At 71.2% G+C, this 19,005-nt stretch carries 19 protein-coding genes; 15 read left to right on the forward strand and 4 right to left on the reverse strand.

Translation table 11 applies throughout. The annotated features are described in order from the left end of the window. Positions 1-8: 8 nt before the first annotated feature. The 11 genes from ACFC06_RS10840 (at position 9) to ACFC06_RS10890 (ending at position 10,814) form a co-directional block, all read left to right on the forward strand. Positions 9-323, forward strand: a complete 315-nt coding sequence (locus tag ACFC06_RS10840; RefSeq protein ID WP_375929562.1) for a type II toxin-antitoxin system Phd/YefM family antitoxin — start codon at positions 9-11, stop codon at positions 321-323. Further along, positions 320-697 carry a hypothetical protein gene (locus ACFC06_RS10845; protein WP_278263493.1) on the forward strand — a complete coding sequence of 126 codons (378 nt, stop codon included), beginning with the start codon at positions 320-322 and terminating at the stop codon, positions 695-697. The genes ACFC06_RS10840 and ACFC06_RS10845 overlap by 4 nt, the downstream gene beginning before the upstream one ends. Before the next feature lie 86 nt (positions 698-783). Continuing rightward, complete coding sequence (locus tag ACFC06_RS10850; protein ID WP_375929563.1) at positions 784-1,416, forward strand: hypothetical protein; 633 nt, start codon at positions 784-786, stop codon at positions 1,414-1,416. 113 nt (positions 1,417-1,529) lie between these two features. Further along, positions 1,530-2,024, forward strand: a complete 495-nt coding sequence (locus ACFC06_RS10855) for an ArsR/SmtB family transcription factor (RefSeq protein WP_375929564.1) — start codon at positions 1,530-1,532, stop codon at positions 2,022-2,024. 98 nt (positions 2,025-2,122) lie between these two features. Next, positions 2,123-3,748 carry an acyl-CoA synthetase gene (locus tag ACFC06_RS10860; RefSeq protein WP_375929565.1) on the forward strand — a complete coding sequence of 542 codons (1,626 nt, stop codon included), beginning with the start codon at positions 2,123-2,125 and terminating at the stop codon, positions 3,746-3,748. A gap of 126 nt (positions 3,749-3,874) precedes the next feature. Continuing rightward, the gene (locus ACFC06_RS10865) at positions 3,875-5,533 is read left to right on the forward strand and encodes an acyl-CoA synthetase (protein ID WP_375929566.1); all 1,659 of its coding nucleotides are present in this window, start codon (positions 3,875-3,877) and stop codon (positions 5,531-5,533) included. Positions 5,534-5,561: 28 nt separating this feature from the next. Continuing rightward, positions 5,562-6,122, forward strand: coding sequence for a hypothetical protein (locus ACFC06_RS10870; RefSeq protein ID WP_375929567.1), 561 nt, complete (start codon positions 5,562-5,564; stop codon positions 6,120-6,122). 190 nt (positions 6,123-6,312) lie between these two features. Beyond that, a complete protein-coding gene (locus tag ACFC06_RS10875) occupies positions 6,313-7,764 on the forward strand; it encodes a PepSY-associated TM helix domain-containing protein (protein ID WP_375929568.1) in 1,452 nt (483 codons plus the stop codon). Between the two features lie 111 nt (positions 7,765-7,875). After that, positions 7,876-8,571, forward strand: coding sequence for a hypothetical protein (locus tag ACFC06_RS10880; protein WP_375929569.1), 696 nt, complete (start codon positions 7,876-7,878; stop codon positions 8,569-8,571). A 110-nt stretch (positions 8,572-8,681) separates the two neighbouring features. Beyond that, complete coding sequence (locus ACFC06_RS10885) at positions 8,682-10,265, forward strand: alkaline phosphatase D family protein (protein ID WP_375929570.1); 1,584 nt, start codon at positions 8,682-8,684, stop codon at positions 10,263-10,265. Positions 10,266-10,343: 78 nt separating this feature from the next. Beyond that, positions 10,344-10,814, forward strand: a complete 471-nt coding sequence (locus tag ACFC06_RS10890; protein WP_375929571.1) for a hypothetical protein — start codon at positions 10,344-10,346, stop codon at positions 10,812-10,814. A gap of 69 nt (positions 10,815-10,883) precedes the next feature. Here ACFC06_RS10890 and galK read toward each other — a convergent pair whose 3' ends face one another. Next, positions 10,884-11,996, reverse strand: coding sequence for a galactokinase (galK, locus tag ACFC06_RS10895; protein WP_375929572.1), 1,113 nt, complete (start codon positions 11,994-11,996; stop codon positions 10,884-10,886). Between the two features lie 243 nt (positions 11,997-12,239). On the opposite strand from galK, the gene ACFC06_RS10900 reads away from it, so the two are divergent. Next, entirely contained in the window at positions 12,240-13,739 is a 1,500-nt protein-coding gene (locus ACFC06_RS10900) for a diguanylate cyclase (RefSeq protein ID WP_375929573.1), read from the forward strand. A gap of 10 nt (positions 13,740-13,749) precedes the next feature. On the opposite strand, the gene ACFC06_RS10905 is transcribed toward ACFC06_RS10900, so the two are convergent. Together ACFC06_RS10905 and ACFC06_RS10910 are read right to left on the reverse strand one after the other, a co-directional pair. Then, positions 13,750-14,496, reverse strand: a complete 747-nt coding sequence (locus ACFC06_RS10905) for a DUF6319 family protein (protein WP_375929574.1) — start codon at positions 14,494-14,496, stop codon at positions 13,750-13,752. Positions 14,497-14,637: 141 nt separating this feature from the next. Then, complete coding sequence (locus ACFC06_RS10910) at positions 14,638-15,813, reverse strand: alpha-hydroxy-acid oxidizing protein (protein ID WP_375929575.1); 1,176 nt, start codon at positions 15,811-15,813, stop codon at positions 14,638-14,640. Between the two features lie 122 nt (positions 15,814-15,935). Here ACFC06_RS10910 and ACFC06_RS10915 point away from each other — a divergent pair, with 122 nt between their 5' ends. Next, positions 15,936-16,145, forward strand: a complete 210-nt coding sequence (locus ACFC06_RS10915) for a hypothetical protein (protein ID WP_375929576.1) — start codon at positions 15,936-15,938, stop codon at positions 16,143-16,145. Between the two features lie 3 nt (positions 16,146-16,148). On the opposite strand, the gene ACFC06_RS10920 is transcribed toward ACFC06_RS10915, so the two are convergent. After that, entirely contained in the window at positions 16,149-16,967 is an 819-nt protein-coding gene (locus ACFC06_RS10920; protein ID WP_375929577.1) for an amino acid-binding protein, read from the reverse strand. A gap of 250 nt (positions 16,968-17,217) precedes the next feature. Between ACFC06_RS10920 and ACFC06_RS10925 the strand changes: the two genes are divergently transcribed. Both ACFC06_RS10925 and ACFC06_RS10930 read left to right on the forward strand, forming a co-directional pair. Then, positions 17,218-17,985 carry a DeoR/GlpR family DNA-binding transcription regulator gene (locus ACFC06_RS10925; RefSeq protein ID WP_375929578.1) on the forward strand — a complete coding sequence of 256 codons (768 nt, stop codon included), beginning with the start codon at positions 17,218-17,220 and terminating at the stop codon, positions 17,983-17,985. Beyond that, a complete protein-coding gene (locus ACFC06_RS10930; RefSeq protein ID WP_375929579.1) occupies positions 17,982-19,001 on the forward strand; it encodes a 1-phosphofructokinase family hexose kinase in 1,020 nt (339 codons plus the stop codon). The genes ACFC06_RS10925 and ACFC06_RS10930 overlap by 4 nt, the downstream gene beginning before the upstream one ends. The last annotated feature ends 4 nt before the right edge of the window (positions 19,002-19,005 follow it).

Raw genomic sequence — 19,005 nt, forward strand, 5'->3', positions numbered from 1 at the left:
AGTGGACTATGGCTGATTACGAGACAGTGCCACTGACCGAGTTGCGGGGGCAGCTCGGTAGTGTTTTCGACGGCGTGTCCGCGAGCGGACGGCCGGTGATCGTGACCCGGGAGGGGAAGGAGCTGGTCGCGGTGGTACCCGCTGAGGTGTTACGGCACGGGGCATTACCCCCGGCGTACTTCAACGACGATCTGCGCGAGCAGATCCTCGGCAGGCTCGACGACCGGATCAAACAGCATTCCGCCGCCGAGATCGCCGACGCGGAAGCGAAACTGAGCACCCTGATGCGCGCGTTGAACGGCACGGCCGCGAGCGAGCGGTGAGCGTCGCCGACCACACCGCGCTCACCTCGCTGGCCAGATCGCCGCTGTTCGGCCAGGTGATCATGCGCCAGTTCACCCAGCAGCGCCGGATCATGGTGGTGCCCTCGGTGAGCCTGATGGCCGCCATGCGCGCGGTGGACAACATCGACGAGCTCGGCCGCCTGCTCGACAACCGCGTCGCGGTGCGCTGGGCCGAACTCGACGCCGCCACCGCCATCCGCGTCGGCACCACCGTGCCGATGGCCGACGACCACATCGACTGGCCACTGGTGGCGCCGGTGGTGTTCACCGCCCAGCACCTGGACATGCCGGTGCTGACCGCGAAGCCGGAGCTCTATCGCGGATACAAGGTGCAGATCGCCCCCATGCCGTGATAGCGGGGTGGCCTCTGCTGTGATGCGCGTCTCGGTTACGGTGCTCGGGTGAAAGCAGTACCAGGAACACTCGAGGAGAGCTGGTTATGCATCATTTGAGCTTCATGCGTCGTCTCACCACCGCCGTGGCCGCCACCTCGGCCGCGATCGCCGTCGTCTTCGCCGCGCCCGCGGTGGCCGATCCCGCGCCACAGACCGTGGACGTGGCCGCGGCCGTCGCGCAGTTGCGCACCTCCGTCGCCGGTAACGAGGGCGCCCTGGCGGCGCTGGACGCGCTGACCGAGGACGGCACCGTCGAGGTGGCCCTGCCCGCGCAGCCGTTCCAGATTCCCGCGACCTCCGACATCGGCCAGAACGGTGGCGGTCCCGGTGTCTACGGTTCCGGCATCGCCCTGGACATCGACGGCTTCCGCTTCGGCTTCTTCGGCGGCCCCGGCACCATCTCGCCGAACCAGAACGGCGCCAAACTCGAGGTGATGTGGCTGAACCTGTCCAACGGGCAGAGCGGCACCGCGGTGCTCACCGAGCACCAGGACGTCCCGGTCGACACCACCATCCGCACCGCGGCGCTGAACACCGGCGGCGGCCTGATCGTCGCGGCGGTCTACGGCACGCTGTGGCACCGCTGGTCGGTCCCGGTCGACGAGCAGCACCCCGACGGCTACGCCTACCAGCTGGGCACCATCCAGCAGCCGTCCTTCGGCGCCGTCACCCGCTGATCGACGTCGTTCCCGACGCACCCCGGTCCCGCGCCGGGGTGCGTCGTCGCGTTCCGGGGCGCGCGAGGGTGGGATTGCGGCGCAAGGGTTTCGGCGTGGCGTAGGTTGACCGCGTGGATCTGGTCGACCGACTCGAAGAACTGGAACGGCGGGTCACCGCCCTGGAGAACCGGCCCGGCGGAGGTGAGGCGGACCTGCCGTGGGCCGTGGCCCGGTTGCGGCAGGAGTTCGAGGCCGCCGGGGCGCGCAACGGCGGTGTCCTGCTCGCGGGCGCGCTGCACCTGCCCACCGGCGAGCAGCTGAACTGGCAGGCCCAGTTCGCCACCGACGCCGTGGTGGGCGATGTGTGGACCATCGAGGCCGCCAATTGCCTTGCCGCGCTGGCCGATCCGGTCCGCCTGCGACTGCTGCAGGAGATCGTCTACGGCCGCCGCACGGCCGCCGACCTCGCCGCGATCGAGGAATTGGGCACCTCGGCCGAGATCTACCAGCACCTTCGCCAGCTCGCGGCGGTCGGCTGGTTGCAGACCGCGGGGCGCGGCCGGTTCGAGGTTCCCGAGGCCAGACTCGTCCCGCTGCTCGCGACCCTGGCCAGCGCGCAGCGGTGACCGGAGAAATATCCCAATTGTCCGGTTAGAACACTGTGATGTAGAGCATACCGGCTGCTACGGTGAGCATCAGATCAGCGAAGCCCGGAGGTAGCCGAGTGAACGTGTCCCACCTGCTCGAAAGCGTGAAGGCCCTGGGAGTGCTGCGTTCGCGCGGCGTCTCCGACCCGACCAAGCCGCTCGAGACCCTGCGGACGATGAAGGAATCCAAGATCTACGGCCCGCAGGCCACCCTGGTCCGGCATTCCGCCCGCGTGGCACCCGATCAGGTCGCCCTGGCCGACGAGCGCGGGGAACTCACCTACCGGGAACTCGACGAGCAGTCGACCGCGGTGGCCCGCGGGCTGCAGGCGGCGGGCATCGGCGAGGGCACCGTGATCGCGGTGCTGGCGCGCGATCACCGCGGCCTGATCATGTCGATGATCGCGGCGGGCAAGCTGGGCGCGCGGATCGCGCTGATGAACACCGGCTTCGCCAAGCCGCAGTTCGCCGAGGTCTGCGAGCGCGAGCACGTGCGCGCGGTGCTGCACGACAGCGAGTTCCTCGGCCTGCTCGACGCGCTGCCCACCGACCTGCCGCGCTACCTCACCTGGGTCGACGAGGGCACCGAACTGCCCGAGGGCGCGACGACTTTCGACGACCTCATCGCGAACAACAGCACCGACGACCTGCCCGCCCCCAGCAAGCCGGGCGGCTTCATCATCCTCACCAGCGGCACCACCGGCCTGCCCAAGGGCGCCCCGCGCACCAAGGTCACCCCGATGGCCACCGCGCAGTTCGTCGACCGGGTGCCCTTCCCCAAGCGCGGCACCATGATGATCGTGTCCCCGATCTTCCACAGCACCGGTCTGGGCACCTGGCTGGTGGGCTCGATCCTGTCGAACAAGATCGTGATGCGCCGCCGCTTCGACGCCGAGGCCACCCTGGCCGCGATCGCCGAGCACAAGGTCGAGATGCTGGTCGCGGTGCCGACCATGCTGCACCGGATGACCGAACTGCCCGCCGAGGTGCGGGCCAAGTACGACCTGTCCTCGCTGAAGGTCATCCTGTTCGCCGGGTCCGCGCTCACCCCGGAGCTGTGTATCCGCGCCACCGAGGCGTTCGGCCCGGTGCTCTACAACCTCTACGGCTCCACCGAGGTGGCCATCGCCAGCATCGCCAACCCGGCCGAACTGGCCGAGGCGCCGGGCACGGTGGGCTGCTCGCCGATCACCTGCGAGGTGCGCCTCTACGACGAGAACGACCAGCGCATCGACGCCCCCGAGACGCCGGGCCGGATCTTCGTGCGCAGCGGCGCCCCGTTCGAGGGCTACACCGACGGGCGCAACAAGCAGATCATCGACGGCTACATGTCCAGCGGCGATCTCGGCCACTTCACCCCGTCCGGGCTGCTCATGGTCGACGGCCGCGACGACGACATGATCGTCTCCGGCGGCGAGAACGTCTTCCCGCAGGAGGTGGAGAACCTGCTCGTCGAGCGGCCGGACGTGTTCGACGTGGCGGTGGTCGGCGTCGACGACGACGAATTCGGCAAGCGGCTGCGCGCGTTCATCGTGGTGGAGCCCGGCCACACGGTCGAGGCCGCCGAGATCAAGGAGCACGTGAAGTCGAACCTGGCCCGGTTCAAGGTGCCGCGCGAGGTCGTGTTCGTCGACGAGCTGCCGCGCAACGCCACCGGCAAGATTCTGCGGCGGGTGCTGGTGGACTATGAGGTGTCACAGTGAGACCGGCGAGTACCTGAGACTCCTTGTCACCGGAACCGCGGGTACTTGATACTGTCACCACCAGCACTGGATCTCGAGGACGCGGTCCGGCCTACTCGTCATGGGCCACCGCCGGAAGGCTGTTCCATGTCTCTGTCTCTGCCCGCGCTCGGTGGCACCGCCCGGCGCGCCGGCGATTTCGCTCTCGGCGTCAAGGTCATGGTGGACCGCAAGCTGTTCAATCCGCTGCGCCCCGACCATGCCGCCCGCTCGTTCTTCAACGTCTCCAAGTTCGGGCCGTTCGCGGGCGTGGTGATGCACGCGGCGCAGTCGCGGCCCACCGCGGGCGCGATCGTCGACGAGCGCGGTGAGCTGACCTTCGGCCAGCTCGACGAGCAGTCCAACGCCTTCGCGCGGGGGCTGCGGGCCAGTGGTGTCACCGAGGGCGACGTCGTCGCGGTGCTGGCCCGCGACCACCGCGGCATGGTGCTGAGCTTGCTGGCCGCGGGCAAGCTGGGTGTGCGGGCCGTGCTGATGAACACCGGGTTCGCCAAGCCGCAGTTCGCCGATGTGGCCGCGCGCGAGAAGGTCAAGGCGGTGCTGCACGACAGCGAGTTCGTCGACCTGATGAGTGCCATCCCCGCCGATATCCCGCGGGTGCTCACCTGGGTCGACGAGGCGCACGGCGTCGATCCCTCGATTCCCACCGTCGAGTCGCTGTCGGCGGGCCGGTCGGCCGCGCCGCTGAGCGCGCCCGGCAAGCCCGGCGGCATGGTCATCCTGACCAGCGGCACCACCGGCACGCCCAAGGGCGCCCCGCGCGACAAGGTCTCGCCCTTCGCCTCGGCGCAGTTCGTCGACCGGGTGCCGCTGCCCAACAACGGCACCATGATCATGGCCGCGCCGATCTTCCACGGCACCGGCCTGTCCCAGTTCACCCTGGGCCTGGCCCTGGGCAACCGGGTGATCTTCCAGCAGCGCAAGTTCGATCCCGAAGCCACGCTGGCCAATGTCGTGAAGTACCGGGCGGATTCGCTGGTCGTGGTGCCGACCATGCTCCAGCGCATCCTCGATCTCGACGAGAAGGTGCTGGCGAAATACGACCCGAGCACCATGAAGGTGATCTTCGCGGCGGGCTCGGCCATCGCCCCCGACGTGGTGACCCGCACCCTGGACTACTTCGGCGACAGTCTCTACAACCTCTACGGTTCCACCGAGTGCGCGGTGATGACCGTGGCCACCCCGGAGGACCTGCGCAAGGCGCCGACCACCGCGGGCAAGGCGCCGGTCGGCATCCGGATCGTGCTGCTCGACGAGAACCGCAAGCCGATCACCGCGCCGAATGTCACCGGAACCATCTTCGTGGACAACGGTTTCGCCTTCACCGGCTACACCGACGGCCGCACCAAGGAGATGGTCGACGGCATGATGTCCAGCGGTGACGTCGGCCATTTCGACGAAGACGGCCTGCTCTACATCGACGGCCGCGACGACGACATGATCGTCTCCGGCGGCGAGAACGTCTTCCCGCTCGAGGTGGAGAACCTCATCGCGGGCCGCGCCGATGTGTTCGAGGCGGCCGTGGTGGGCGTCGACGACCGCGACTACGGCAAGCGGCTGCGCGCGTTCGTGGTGCCCGGCCCGGAGTCCGCGCGCGACGCCGCCGAGATCAAGGAGTTCGTGCGCGCGAACCTGGCCCGCTACAAGGTGCCGCGCGAGGTGATCTTCGTCGAGGAACTGCCCCGCAACGCTACCGGCAAACTGCTGCGCAAGCCGCTGATCGAGATGACGGTCGACGAGCAGTGAGCCGATACCGGTCGTCTATCATCAGCCGGTGATCATCGAGTTCGAGCAGGCGTCCGCGCCGTCGCGTGCCGTCGGCGCGCGGCTGCGCGGTGCCTGCGCGGGCTCGATGTCGGGGGCGTTGTCGCTGGCCGCGCACGGCCTGGCCGCCGGGGGCGCGCTGCCCGGAAGTACCACCGTGGCGCTGCTGGCCGCGGTCTCGGCGCTGATCGGCGCGGTGGTGGCGGGTATCGGCCCGCTGCGCCACGGCGCGATCGGGCTGGCCGCGGTGCTGCTGGGTGGGCAGCTGCTCGGCCACACCACCATGAGCTGGTCCGGGCATTCCCATCACGGCGCCGATTCGCTCGGCCTCGGCATGCTCAGCGCCCACCTGGTGGCCGCGATCCTGGCCGCCGCCGTCATCCTCGGTGCCGAGGCCGCCTACCGCGTCGGCGCCGCCGTCCTGGCGCGCGTCCTGCCCCTGCGCTACCGCACTCCCCGCATTCCCGACCCGGCGCCGCTGCGCCTGGTCCACCGCGACCGCGTCATCCTGCGGATCTTCGCCGCGCAAGCCCTGCGCACCCGCGGTCCCCCGCTCGCGATTCCTTTCTGATCTCCCTCACCCGGTGCACGGACCTTCGCCGTGCGCTGTCCTGACGCCGCGATCTCCGGCCGATCTCCCCGATGCGCCGGCCGCACGGGTGATGCCGCCTGCGCATCAGCATCGGCCAGGTACTCCACGGCCCCGGCAGCGCTGTCTGTCCGCGTGCACCGGGTTCCAGCCCTGGCAGAAACGAATCATCATGAGCATCACGGACGTCCGTCCGGCCGAGGTCGACCCCTCGGCGACCCCACCACCCGGCCCGCGCCGGACCCCGCGCCTGGCGCCGCTGGCGCTGCGCCTGCACTTCTACGCGGGGATCTTCGTCGCCCCGTTCATCCTCATCGCGGCCTTCACCGGCGCGCTCTACGCCATCGCGCCGACACTCGAGCAGATCGTCTCGCGCGATCTGCTGCACGTCGACACCACCGGCCCCGACCAGGCGATCTCCGCGCAGGTCGGTGCCGCCGTCGCGGCCCGGCCGGATCTCACCCCGGTCGCCGTCGCCCCCGCTCCCGGACCGGGTGACACCACCCGGGTGCTGTTCAACGACCCGTCGCTGGGTGATTCCGAGCGCCTGTCGGTCTTCGTCGACCCGCACACCGCGCAGCCGGTGGGCGAGGCCGTGGTCTACGGCAGTGGCGGCGCGCTGCCGCTGCGGGCCTGGCTCAGCGAGTTCCATCGCAGCCTGCACCTGGGCGAACCGGGCAGGCTCTACAGCGAGCTGGCCGCGTCCTGGCTGTGGGTGATCGCGCTGTTCGGGCTGGTGCTGTGGGTGCGGCGGGTGCGCAAGCGCCGTACCCGCAACGACGCCCGCTGGCTGCTGGCCCCCGACCTGTCCCAGCCCCGGCGCCGGAAGATGAACTGGCACGGCGCGATCGGGCTGTGGGTGCTGCCGGTGGCGCTGCTGCTCTCGGCCACCGGCATGACCTGGTCGACCTACGCGGGCGAGAACGTCACGAAGCTGCGCCAGGAACTCAGCTGGACCACCCCCGCCGTCACCGCGACCCTGCCCGGCGCGACCGGCCCGGCCCAGCCCGCCGGCGGCGACCACCACAGCGCGGGCACCGTCGCCCCCGCCCCGGCCGACCCGGCGGCCACCATCGCCCAGCTCGACCGGGTGTTCGCGGTGGCCGAGGCCGAGGGCATCACCCAGGGCGCCGAGATCGCCATTCCCGGCAAGCCCGGGCAGGCGTTCGTCGTCAAGGAGATCCGCCTGCCGGGCACCTACACCATCGACGCGGTCGCCGTAGACGGCGCGAGCGGCACGGTGACCGACCGGCTCGCCTACGCCGACTGGCCGCTGATGGCCAAGCTGACCAACTGGGGCATCGCCTTCCACATGGGCCTGCTGTTCGGGCTGCCCAATCAGCTGCTGCTGCTGGCGATCATGCTCGGCCTGATCACCGTCGCGGTGCTCGGCTACGTCATGTGGTGGCAGCGCAGGCCGACCCGCAAGGCGACCGGCCTCGCCCTCGGCACGCCGCCGCGGCGCGGGGTCCTGCGGCGGACCTCGCCGTGGCTGGCCGTGCCGTTGGTCGGCGCCGCGGTCGCGGTCGGCTGGTTCGTTCCGCTGGTCGGGCTGAGCCTGCTCGCGTTCCTGCTCGTCGATGTGGCGCTCGGCCTGGCCGCGCGCGCCTACCCCGACGCCTGACCCACTCCCCCCATCCGGCGCGGCGAAACCGCCGCGCCGCCACACACTTTCCCGTCCCGGGTGCCGTCGCGATGACGCATGCCCGCGGACGCTCCAGCTGAAGGATTCACCATGAAGTTCACCACGCTCGCCGCCGTCACCGCCGCCCTGCTCACCGCGGGCACCGTCACCGTGGGCACCGCGCACGCGGACCCCGCGCCGATCGGTTTCACCGCCGAGGCGATCGACGGCGTCTCCCACATCACCACCGACGCGGGTTCGCTGGTCGCCGAGGACGGCGCGTTCAAGGTGCTGGCCGCCGATGGCACCACCGTCGCCGCCACCCCGCTGCACTTCCGCCTCGACGACTTCGAATTCCCGATCGCCGCCGAGATCTCCGGCCGCAGCGCCACCCTGACCCCCGAGCTGGACATGACCAAGGCCATCTACAAGCCGGTCGCGCTGCCGTTCGAGGACAAGGCACCGTGGAAGTCGGAATACGACCGTGAGCAGGCCGCCTGGTCGCGGATGACCAGCACCATCAGCCTCGGTGCCGCGATCGGCGCGCTGGTCGGTGGCCTGGGTGGCGCGGCGGTCGGCTGTGTGCTCGGCGGCGTCGTCGGCGCGACGGTCGCCTCGGCCACCATCATCGGCCTGTTCGGCCCGTTCATCCCCGCCGCCGCGGTGGGCTGCCTCGGCGGCATCCTCGCCGTCGGCTCGCTGGGCGCGCTGGCCGGGCAGGTCCTCATCGCGGCGCCGGTCGCGGTCGGGGCGGCGATCCAGTACTTCACCACCATCAACGCCCCGTTCACCCCGCCCGCGAAGTAGCGGGTACCGCGTCCCGGACCGGCCACGGGCGGGTCCGGGACTCGCCGCGCGCGCGGAAACCGGACAGAATCGACAGTGATCTCCGGTCGGCGGCGAAAGGAATACGGGCGATGGCGGTGTCCCGCAGGCAGCTGCTGCGCTACGGCGTCGCCGGGTCGCTCGCGGCCGCGGTGGGCGCCTCGGCGGCGAGCAGCGCCCGCTTCGCTGCCCCGCGCCGCCCCGGCGGCGACCTGTTCTCGCTGGGTGTCGCCTCGGGCGAGCCGACCCCGGACGGCTTCGTGCTGTGGACGAAACTGGCACCGGACCCGCTCACGCCCGACGGCTACGGCGGGATGCCGGTCGCTCCGGTCACCGTCGAATACGAGGTCGCCGAGGACGAACGGTTCGCGCGGGTGGTCGCCCGGGGTGAGGCCGTGGCCACCCGCGCTCTCGGCCACAGCGTGCATCCCGAGATCGCCGGACTCGCACCGGATCGCTGGTACCACTACCGGTTCCGGGTGGGTTCGGCGATCTCCCCGGCCGGACGCACCCGGACAGCGCCCGCCGCGGACACCGCGACCACGCGGATGCGGTTCGCGTTCGCCTCGTGTCAGTCCTGGAGCTCCGGCTACTACACCGCCTACGACCATCTGGCGGCCGAGGACCTGGATCTGGTCGTCCACCTGGGCGACTACATCTACGAGACCTCCTGGCTGCTGGCCCGGCGCGGGGCGAGCATGCCCCCACAGCTCGCCGGGGAAGCGGTGGATCTCACCGGCTACCGGTTGCGCTACGCCCAGGCCAAGTCCGAGGCACCGCTGCAAGCCGCGCACGCGGCCTTCCCGTGGCTGGTCACCCTCGACGACCACGAGGTCGACAACAACTGGGCCGGTGAGCATCCCGGCCTCGGCTTCGACATCCACCGCCTGCCGCCGCTGTTCCGGCGCCGCAAGGCCGCGGCCTTCCAGGCGATGTACGAGTATCAGCCGATGCGCCGCGCCCAGCTGCCGATCGGGCCGAACATGCACCTGCACCGCCGCTACCGCTTCGGCGACCTGGCCGAGTTCACCATGATCGACACCCGGCAGTACCGTTCCGCGCTGGCCTGCGGCGACGGCACCGCGGTCACCGGCTGCGCCGAACGCTTCGATACCGGACGCACGATTCTCGGTGCGGCCCAGCGCGATTGGCTCGTCGACGGCCTGGCCACCTCGCCGGCGCGCTGGCAGGTGCTCGGCAATCAGGTCGCGATGGCGCAATCCGACTACGACCCCGGCCCGGCGCTGCTGGTGGGCACCGACGCCTGGGACGGCTACGTCGCCGACCGCAACGCGGTGCTCGGCGCGGCCGCCGATCGCGCGGCGGGCAATCTGGTGGTGATCACCGGCGACCGGCACGAGAACTATGTCGCCGATCTGCGCCGCGACTACAGCGACCCCGCCTCGGCCGTGGTCGCCACCGAATTCACCGGCACCTCGATCACCACCGGCGGTGACGGCGCCGATCTCACCGACACCGGCCGTGTCCTGCTCGCCGCAAACCCCGACATGAAGTTCTACAACCGCCAGCGTGGATACGTCCGCGTCGAGCTCGATCATCGACTGTGGCGCAGCGACTTCCGAGTCGTCCCGTACGTCACCCGCCCCGGCGCGCCGATCGCCGACCGCGCGAGTTTCGTCGTCCAGGACGGCATCGCGGGAGCCACCCAGGCGTGAGGGCGCCCCTGGTTTTCAGGGCAGGACAAAAGTGGAATACTCCAGTTCCACACTTGGCCGTGGCGTTAGCGTTCGCCCATGAGTAGTACACCCAGCACCACGCGCCGCCGCCTCGGCTGGAGCGCCGCCGTCGCCGTGTCCGCCGCCGTCGTGGCGGCCACCGCCCTGCCCACCGCCGCCGCCGACACCTCCCCCAGCGGCATCCTGACCCTGCGCGCCACCCCGCCACCCGGTGGCTTCGTGGTCGGCTCCACCACCCACCTGTTCGCCACCGTCGGCTCCTCGATCTTCGGCTCCGCCATGGTGACCGCCGACGACAACGGCACCTGCTTCCGCCGCTTCGACCCGGGCATGGACGCGGCCGGAATGAGCATCGCATGGACCCCGACCGTGGCCGGAACCCGCACCATCACCCTCACCCAGGGTTCGGAGACGGTCTCGGAAACCGTGGTCGTCGCCCCCGCGCCACCCGGGACACCGACGCCGGACCCGGAGACGCCCGGATGTCAGGGCGGCGGCAGTCTCGACACCGGGAGCTCCGGGTCCTGACCGTCACGGTCGCAGCGGTGACAGCGAACCTCACCGTCGCCGTGCACCGGAGGCCCGCGGTACACCCCCTCAGGTGAGGCGCCGCGCACCCGCCGCGGGTTCGACCGGGAACACGCGAGGCGCGGCCAGGGCTTCGGCGGCGAACCGGTCCAGGACGGCCCGGCGCACCCGGTCGACGGCAGCGTGGTCGACCAGCGCGAGCACGCTGCCACCGAAGCCGCCGCCGATCATCCGGGCACCGTGGGCGCCGTGCTCGAGCGCGGCGGTGACCGCGAGATCCAGTGCGGGCGTGGAGACTTCGAAGTCGTCGCGCAGGGAGTCGTGCGACGCGGTGAGCAGGGGGCCGGCGACACGCGGGTCGGCACCCGCGCGCAACCGCTGGGCGACCGCGAGGACCCGGGCATTCTCGGTGACGACGTGAGTGGCCCTGCGCCGCAACACCTCATCGGTCAGCCGGGCCGGGTCGTCGGCGTCGGCGTCGCGCAGTGACACCAGTCCCAGCGCCGCCGCGGCGGCCTCGCACTGGGCCCGACGTTCGGCGTACGCGCCGTCGGACAGGTCGTGGGGCTGACCGGTATCGGCGACCAGCAGCGCCAGGTCGTTGGCGGCGAGATCGAACGGAATCTGTTCGGTGGCACCAGCATTCGCGGAGTTGAAGGCTCGCACGTCGAGGAACAGCGCGTGGCCCGCGGTGCACAGGATCGAGGCCGAGTGGTCGAGCACGCCCGTCGGCACGCCCGCGAAGTGGTTCTCCGCGGCGCGGGCGATATCGATCAGCGCGCGTTTCCCCAGGTCGGGGGCGAACAGGTCGCGCAGGGTGAGCGCCACCGCGCAGCACAGCGCGGCCGAAGACGACAGCCCGGCACCGATCGGCACGGTGCCGCCGAGGTCGAGACGAACGCCGCCGACGGGCAGCCCACGGCGGACGAATTCGTGGACGACGCCGAGCGGATAGCGCGCCCACCCGGGCAGCTGATCCCGTTGCGCCCCAAGTGCATTCAGCGAGCAGTCGATGAGCTCGCCGGGCCGCTGGACCGAGGTCAGCCGGACCCGCCGGTCGGCACGCGGCTCGGCGGCGCAGACGACGCCGAGCGACAGCGCGATCGGCAGCACGAAGCCGTCGTTGTAGTCGGTGTGCTCGCCGATGATGTTCACCCGGCCGGGGGCGATCCACCTGTCCATGGCAGTCCCTTCTTCCGGGGGCGAAATCGGTTTCCGGCAAACCGGTCAACGGGGCGACAACACGCCGTCGCACGTGTCATGATCGACTGAGTTGTCAAGTTTTGAGCGTCGGCGCGAGCCGGCTGGGGATTTCGCTCGGACAACACCACCCGGTGCTCCTCGACCGGTGCTCGCGAGCATTCACCGGCCACACGTTCGATCGGCGCTTGTCGCGTGCGCAGGTTAGCAGGACGAGGGGGGCTGATGACCATCAGCGAGACACGCCACGGCAGCCTGCGGTGGTACGCGGTACTGCTCGGCGCGGCGGGGGCCGTGCTGCTCGCACCACTGTTCGGGGCTCGCGCACTGTCGTTCTCGCTGCTCGTGGTGATCGTGGCGGGCAGCTTGGCGATGATCGGCTACGGGCTGCGCAGGCACCGTCCCGCCCACCGCCTGCCGTGGTATCTGCTCGCCGCGTCGGTGCCGCTGTTCGCCCTGGGCACCGCGATACGTGAGCTGGGCCTGCATCCGGCCTGGCATCCGGTCGACGACCTGTGCACACTGGCCGCCTACCTGTGTCTGGGGATCGCGGCGGTGGGGTGGCTGCAACCGCGCCGCTTCGGCAACGCCCGCGACCTCTGGCTGGATTCGACCCTGATCGGGCTCAGCGCGCTGCTGGCGTCATGGACCTTCCTGATCTCACCGATCCTGCGCCACGGCGTCGGGCTCGACACCACCTTCGCCGCGAGCTACCCGGTGATCCACGCGGTGCTGCTGACCGTGCTCGCGCATTCGCTGGCCACCGTGGTCGGCTCGGCGACCTCGCTGCGCCTGCTACAGGCGGCGATGGTGGCCGTGCTCGTCGGCGGTCTCGTCGAAAGTCTCACGGCGGCGGGCACTCTCGTCATCGACGCCGAGCTGGCCGCGGTGCCGCAGCAGTGGGCCTACCTGCTCGCCGGGCTGGCCGCGCTGCAACCCAGCATGGGCACGCTCTACCACCTCGGCGAGGTGCACCCGCATCGCTCGCGCCGGCGCGCGGGCGCGATCGCGGTGGCGCTGGTGGCCGCGTCGCTGGTGAGCGTGGTCGGCGCCGATCTCGGCCCGGGCGACCGGGTGGTGATCTGTCTGCTGCTCACCCTGCTGCTCGTCGGCGTGCTGGTGCGCAGCGAACGCGCCATCGCGCGCAGCCTGCGCAGCGAACGCCGCGCCCAGTATCAGGCCGACCACGACCTGCTGACCGGCCTGTTCAACCGGGGCGCGCTGCTGCGCGCGCCGCACCGCCACCGCACGGAGTGGGCCGGAAAGCCGTTGTGCCTGCTGTTCATCGATCTCGACGGCTTCAAACGCGTCAACGACAGCTACGGGCACGCCGTGGGCGACGAACTCATCGCCCACGCCGCCTCCCGCATCCGGCGCACCACCCGCCGTGCCGATGTCACCGCCCGCTACGGCGGCGACGAGTTCGTGGTCCTGGCCCCGCGCACCAGAGCCGAGGCCGCCGTGCTGGCCCAGCAACTGCTCGGTGCCTTCGTCCGGCCCTTCGACCTGAGCTGTGGTGAAATCCCCGTCACGGCCAGCATCGGCGTCGCCTGTCTGAGCACCCGCCCCACCGACACCACCGTCTACGACCTGCTCCGCCGCGCCGACGCCGCCATGTACCACGCGAAGGAATACAGCCTCGGTCTGGCCTTCCACGACGACCTGCGAAAACCGCTGCGCCCCAGCCTCTTGCACACCACCGAACCGACCAGCACCGCGGTGTAGCGCCGGTCAGTCAGTCACCGAGTTCGGCGAGGAGCCTTTTGGCCGCCTCCAGTTCGGCCTGCAACTGGGCGACCTTCTGCTGCTGGGCGCCCCGGGCAGCCTCCAGGATTCCCGCGACCACCTCGGCGACCTCGGGGTGCAGGATCTTGGCCGCCTGCGCGACCGCGGCGCTGGTGACGGCCATGCCCTTCACACTGCGCTTCTTGCCGTTGACCACATCGACGGTCCACTCCCCGTCGGCCGTGCCGGTGAGGGTGACGGTCACCTCGGGCGCCTTGGGCTTGCGCGCCGCGGGCGCCTTGGCCGGACGCGCTGTCCCGGGAGCCGCCGCGGGCGCCGGAGCGGGTGCCGGGGCCGGCTTGGCCGCGGGTTCGGCGGGCACCGACGCGAGCGAGCGGGGCGGCGTCGGAGCGGCGCTCGGCGGGGTCGACGGCTGGGTCACAGTGGTTTCCTTTCGATTGCTCGGCGCCGCGGCAGTACCGCGGGCCGGCTTGGTCAGCGTCACCTCGCTCGGGCCGAACGAGAGCACATCCTTGGAACCGGTGGGGCGCACCTGCAGGAAGTCACCGTCGGCCGGGTCGCCCAGCGCGACGACCTTGCCCGATTTCCCTTCGGCCACACCGACGGCGGCGGCGGTGAACCACACCATCGGCGGTTTTCCCTCGGCGAGCTCGCCCGCGATGCGCGCGAGCTCGGCCTCGGACAGAATCTGCGGGGCGGATCGGCGGGATGCGGACTTGGTGCTCGGCGAGGACATCGTGGACTCCGGAAGGTTGGTGCGTGGCGTACTTCTGCGTGGTGTGCACCGATGATGCCGCACGGCACCGACATGTTCCGCCCCGAGTCCGCCGCCGGGCCCCGAAAACCGCTCCCGCCGCGGGTGACCGGACCCGGTGACTCAGCCGCGCGCGGCGTTGCCCCGGGTGGTCGGCCGGATGTTCTCGCGCACCGCGGCCACATCCGGGTAGCCGTTGACGGCCATGAGCAGATCGGCCTCGGCGGCATAGCTGCGCAGCACGTGCACCAGACCGCGCACCCCGCCCAGCGCCAGCCCGTACACATAGGGCCTGCCGATACCGACCATCGTCGCGCCCAGGCCCAGCGCCTTCACCACGTCGGCGCCCGAGCGCACGCCGGAGTCGAACAGCACCGGCACCCGGTCGTCGCAGGCCGCGACGACGGCGGGCAGGGTCTCCAGCGCGCTGAGCCCGCCGTTGGCCTGGCGCCCACCGTGATTGGAGCAGTAGATGCCGTCGGCGCCGAAATCGATGGCCTTGCGGGCGTCCTCGGGATGCGAGATGCCCTTGAGGATGATCGGCAGGTCGGTCAGCGAGCGCAGCCAGGTGAGGTCGTCCCAGGTCAGCGAGTTGCCGAAGGTCGCGATCCAGTGCAGGACAATGAGCTTGGGATCGTCGGAGCCGACCATCTGCTGGAAGACCGGGTCGCTGGTGTAGTTCTTCAGGACGTGGCCGCGCAACTGCGGGAAGTTGCCACTGGCCAGATCGCGCGGGCGCCAGCCGGGCACCCAGGTGTCGAGGGTGACGGTGATGCCCGCGTAGCCCGCGGCCTCGGCGCGACGCACCAGGCTCTCGGCCAGTTCACGGTTCTTCGGGGTGTAGAGCTGGAAGAAGGAGGGGGTGTCACCGGCGTGCGGGCGCACGTCTTCGAGCGGGTCCTCCATGAGCGTCGAATACATCGCGGGCACACCGGTTTCCGCCGACGCCTTCGCCACCGCGATATCGCCGTGCCCGTTCTCGCCGACCAGGCCGATCACACCGACCGGCGCCAGGAACAGCGGACTGGCGAAGGTGTGGCCGAACGCGGTGACAGTGAGGTCGCGCTCGGTCGCGCCGACCAGCATGCGCGGCACCAGACCCCAGTCGGCGAACGCCTCGGCGTTGCGGCGCTGGGTGAGCTCGTCGCCCGCGCCACCGGCGATGTAGTTGAGCAGGGTGTCGGGCAGCGCGGCGGCGGCCTTGCGCTCGAGGGTGGCGTAGTCCATGGGGAAATCGGGCTGGACCCCACCCAGCGCGGCCAGGTAGATCTCGTTCTGATAGTCGGCGAACTGACTCATCGCTGAACTTTCCCATGCCTGCCGGGGGTCATGGACCGCAGGGTGGATGTAAGCTGCGTCATACTCGAAAATAGGCAGCAGCGTATCCAGCAGCGCGTTCCGAGATTGTGAGTGCCCCTGTCGTGACCGTCGTCGAACACTCGGCCGCACCCGCCGACCCGGACGCCCTCCTGGCCGAGCGCATCACGTGCGCCGCCACCCGCCGGCTGACCCGGCTCGCCCTCGGCCTGTCCCAGGATTCCATGGACCTGCTCACCTCCGTCACCGACCGGCTGCGCGCCGCCGAGGGCGCCCTGCGCGATCCGCTCACCGCCGATCTCGGATTCGACTGAGCCTCAGCGCCGCCGGGCGGTGAGCGCCGCCAGATCGGCCAGCCGGTGCGCGCGGGCGATCTCGGCGGGCGTGAACGGTTCGTCGGGCCGCGCGAATTCCCACCGCCGCTCCTCACGATGCAGCGCCAGCACCGTGCCCGCCCCCGATTCCGCGACCGCGGGCGTGCCGGGCGCCAGGTAGCGCGCCCCGAGCAGTTCCGCCACGGCCAAGGGCAATTCGTCCGGATCGCCGACGATGCGCGCGGCGATCGTGAGCGCCTTGGTCTGCCCGTCGATCAGCGAGAGCACCGACGCGGGCCACACCCGCACCCCCGACCCACCGGCCTGCACCACGGCCGAGGTGATGCTGTGCACGGTGACCTCCGCGGGCGCGGCGACGACGAGTTCGTCGAGTACCGCGTCCTCGAGCTGGTGCACATGCACGGTCAGGATGTTCACCTCCCGCTGGGCCAGGTGTTTGGCGAGGGTCTCCAGCGCACCGGGGCGGTCGGCCAGGCGCACCCGGATGCGCCACAGCGCGGGCGCCCCGTCGATCCGGTCGCGGTGCCGTAGTTCCGGGCCGTGCAGCCAGCCGCCGAGTACCCGCATGGCCGAGGGCTCGACGACCCAGATCACCAGGATCGTGGTGGTGATCGTGAGCAGCGTGACGGTGAGCAGGTAGGGCGGGTGCAGGTGGATGACCAGCGCGTGCAGCGCCAGCTCCACCGGGAACACCGCCGCGAGTTTGGCCAGCGCCAGCCGTCTGCGCTCGGGGTGCGGCAGCCGCCCGCACACCTCGCAGGCCAGCGCCGTGACACGGGGTCGCACTGCGAATCGCCTCATGCGGGTCAGCCTCACCCGCGCACGTGTCGATCACCGGCGGTGCGCGTAACGGCGGCGTGACGACTCGATCGAAATCCCTTGACCTGCACCGTTTCTCGTCGTGATGCCGGTCACCCGACGCCCGCCGGGGTGATGTCGGGCACTGCGGCACCGGCAACGATTGTGACTCGGCTCACGAAAATCCATTGACAAAGCCACACAAACGGGCATAAAACAACAGGAGTACAGATTCACCGAGCGGGAGGAACCCATGTACGCCGAGGAACGGCAGCAGGCCATCGCGGCCCTGATCGGGGATCGCGGCCGTGTCTCCGTCGCCGAGCTCGCCGACCGGTACGGGGTCACCACCGAGACCGTGCGCCGCGACCTGGCGGTGCTCGACCGGCTCGGATTGATCCGGCGCGTGCACGGTGGGGCCGTCGGCTCCGGCGCGCTCACCACCCTCGAACCGGGCACCGCCGAACGGGAGGGCACCCGCGCGGCCGAGAAGGACCGCATCGCCACGCTGGCCCTGCCCTTCCTGCCCGCGGCGGGCGGCAGCGTGCTGTTCGACGCGGGCACCACCACCGCCCGTGTCGCGGCGGCCCTGCCCACCGATCTCGACCTCGTCGCGGTCACCAACTCCCTGCCGATCGCCACCCGGCTCACCGGTTTCGCCGGGGTGCGGGTACAGCTGCTCGGCGGGCGGGTGCGCGGTGTCACCCAGGCCGCGGTGGGCGCCGAGACGCTGCGGCTGCTCGGTGAGCTGCGCGTCGACGTCGCGCTGCTCGGCACCAACGCGCTCACCCTGCGCCACGGCCTGTCGACCCCCGATCCGGAGGAGGCGGCCGTGAAGCGCGCGATGATCGCCGCGGCCGACCGGGTGGTGGTGGTCGCCGACGCGGACAAGATCGGCCGGGAGGACTTCGTCCGCTTCGGCACCGTAGAGGACATCGACGTGCTGGTCACCGATTCCGGCATCCCGGCGGGCACCCACGCGGAGCTGGTCGCCGCGGGTATCCAGGTGGTGATCGCGTGATCGTCACGCTGACCGCGAACCCGAGTGTCGACCGGACGGTGACGCTCACCGAGCCGCTGCGGCGCGGGCAGGTGCACCGGGCGAGCGAGGTCACCTCCCATCCCGGCGGCAAGGGTGTGAATGTGGCGCGCGTGGTCGCCGGTGACGGCGTGCCGGTGACCGCCGTACTGCCCGGCGCGGAGGACGACCCGGTGGTGACCGGTCTGCGGACGGCGGGCATCGCGTACCGCACCGTGGCGGTGCCCGGTCAGCCGCGGACCAATCTGACCATCGCCGAGACCGACGGCACCACGACCAAGATCAACGAACCGGGTCGCCCGTTGACCGGGCCGGACCTCGCCGCGCTCACCGCACTGCTGGTCGAGTCGGCCGCCGGGGCGGAATGGATCGTGCTGTCGGGCTCGCTGCCGCCGGGTGTGCCCGAGGACTGGTACGCGCGGCTCGTCGCCACCTTGTCCACCGCCACGCACGGGGCCGGTCCCCGCATCGCCGTGGACACCTCCGACGCGCCTCTGCTCGCGCTGTTCGGCGAATCCCCTGTCACCGCACCCGATCTCGTCAAGCCCAACACCGACGAACTGGCCCAGCTCACCGGCCGCGACCCGCGCGACCTCGAGAATCCCACGGCCGCGGCCGCTGCCGCGACGGCCCTGCTCGAACGCGGAGTCGGCGCGGTCCTGGCGACCCTCGGCGCGGCGGGGGCGGTGCTGGTGACCGGCGAGGGCGCCTGGTTCGCCGCCGCCCCGCCGATCGTCGCGCGCAGCACGGTCGGCGCGGGAGATTCGGCGCTGGCCGGATATCTGATCGCCGACCTCGCCGGTGCGGGTCCGGCGGATCGGCTGCGGCACGCCGTCGCCTTCGGCAGCGCCGCCGCGGCCCTGCCCGGCACCGAACTGCCGACCGCCGCCGACCTCGACCTGGTCACGGCGGTACCGCTGGAGGTCCGGACGCCGACCGCTGCCGACCCGCCGGCCGAAACCACCCCACCCACACACCCCGCATCCCGCGCCGACTGATTCC

The sequence above is a fragment of the Nocardia sp. NPDC056064 genome, from assembly GCF_042266925.1.
Taxonomy (GTDB): Bacteria; Actinomycetota; Actinomycetes; order Mycobacteriales; family Mycobacteriaceae; genus Nocardia.

Coding starts and splice junctions, on each gene's coding strand:
- ACFC06_RS10840 (WP_375929562.1), top strand. CDS start 9: ATGGCTGATTACGAGACAGTGCCACTGACCGAGTTGCGGGGGCAGCTC.
- ACFC06_RS10850 (WP_375929563.1), top strand. CDS start 784: ATGCATCATTTGAGCTTCATGCGTCGTCTCACCACCGCCGTGGCCGCC.
- ACFC06_RS10865 (WP_375929566.1), top strand. CDS start 3,875: ATGTCTCTGTCTCTGCCCGCGCTCGGTGGCACCGCCCGGCGCGCCGGC.
- ACFC06_RS10875 (WP_375929568.1), top strand. CDS start 6,313: ATGAGCATCACGGACGTCCGTCCGGCCGAGGTCGACCCCTCGGCGACC.
- ACFC06_RS10880 (WP_375929569.1), top strand. CDS start 7,876: ATGAAGTTCACCACGCTCGCCGCCGTCACCGCCGCCCTGCTCACCGCG.
- ACFC06_RS10885 (WP_375929570.1), top strand. CDS start 8,682: ATGGCGGTGTCCCGCAGGCAGCTGCTGCGCTACGGCGTCGCCGGGTCG.
- ACFC06_RS10890 (WP_375929571.1), top strand. CDS start 10,344: ATGAGTAGTACACCCAGCACCACGCGCCGCCGCCTCGGCTGGAGCGCC.
- galK (WP_375929572.1), bottom strand. CDS start 11,996: ATGGACAGGTGGATCGCCCCCGGCCGGGTGAACATCATCGGCGAGCAC.
- ACFC06_RS10900 (WP_375929573.1), top strand. CDS start 12,240: ATGACCATCAGCGAGACACGCCACGGCAGCCTGCGGTGGTACGCGGTA.
- ACFC06_RS10905 (WP_375929574.1), bottom strand. CDS start 14,496: ATGTCCTCGCCGAGCACCAAGTCCGCATCCCGCCGATCCGCCCCGCAG.
- ACFC06_RS10910 (WP_375929575.1), bottom strand. CDS start 15,813: ATGAGTCAGTTCGCCGACTATCAGAACGAGATCTACCTGGCCGCGCTG.
- ACFC06_RS10920 (WP_375929577.1), bottom strand. CDS start 16,967: ATGAGGCGATTCGCAGTGCGACCCCGTGTCACGGCGCTGGCCTGCGAG.
- ACFC06_RS10925 (WP_375929578.1), top strand. CDS start 17,218: ATGTACGCCGAGGAACGGCAGCAGGCCATCGCGGCCCTGATCGGGGAT.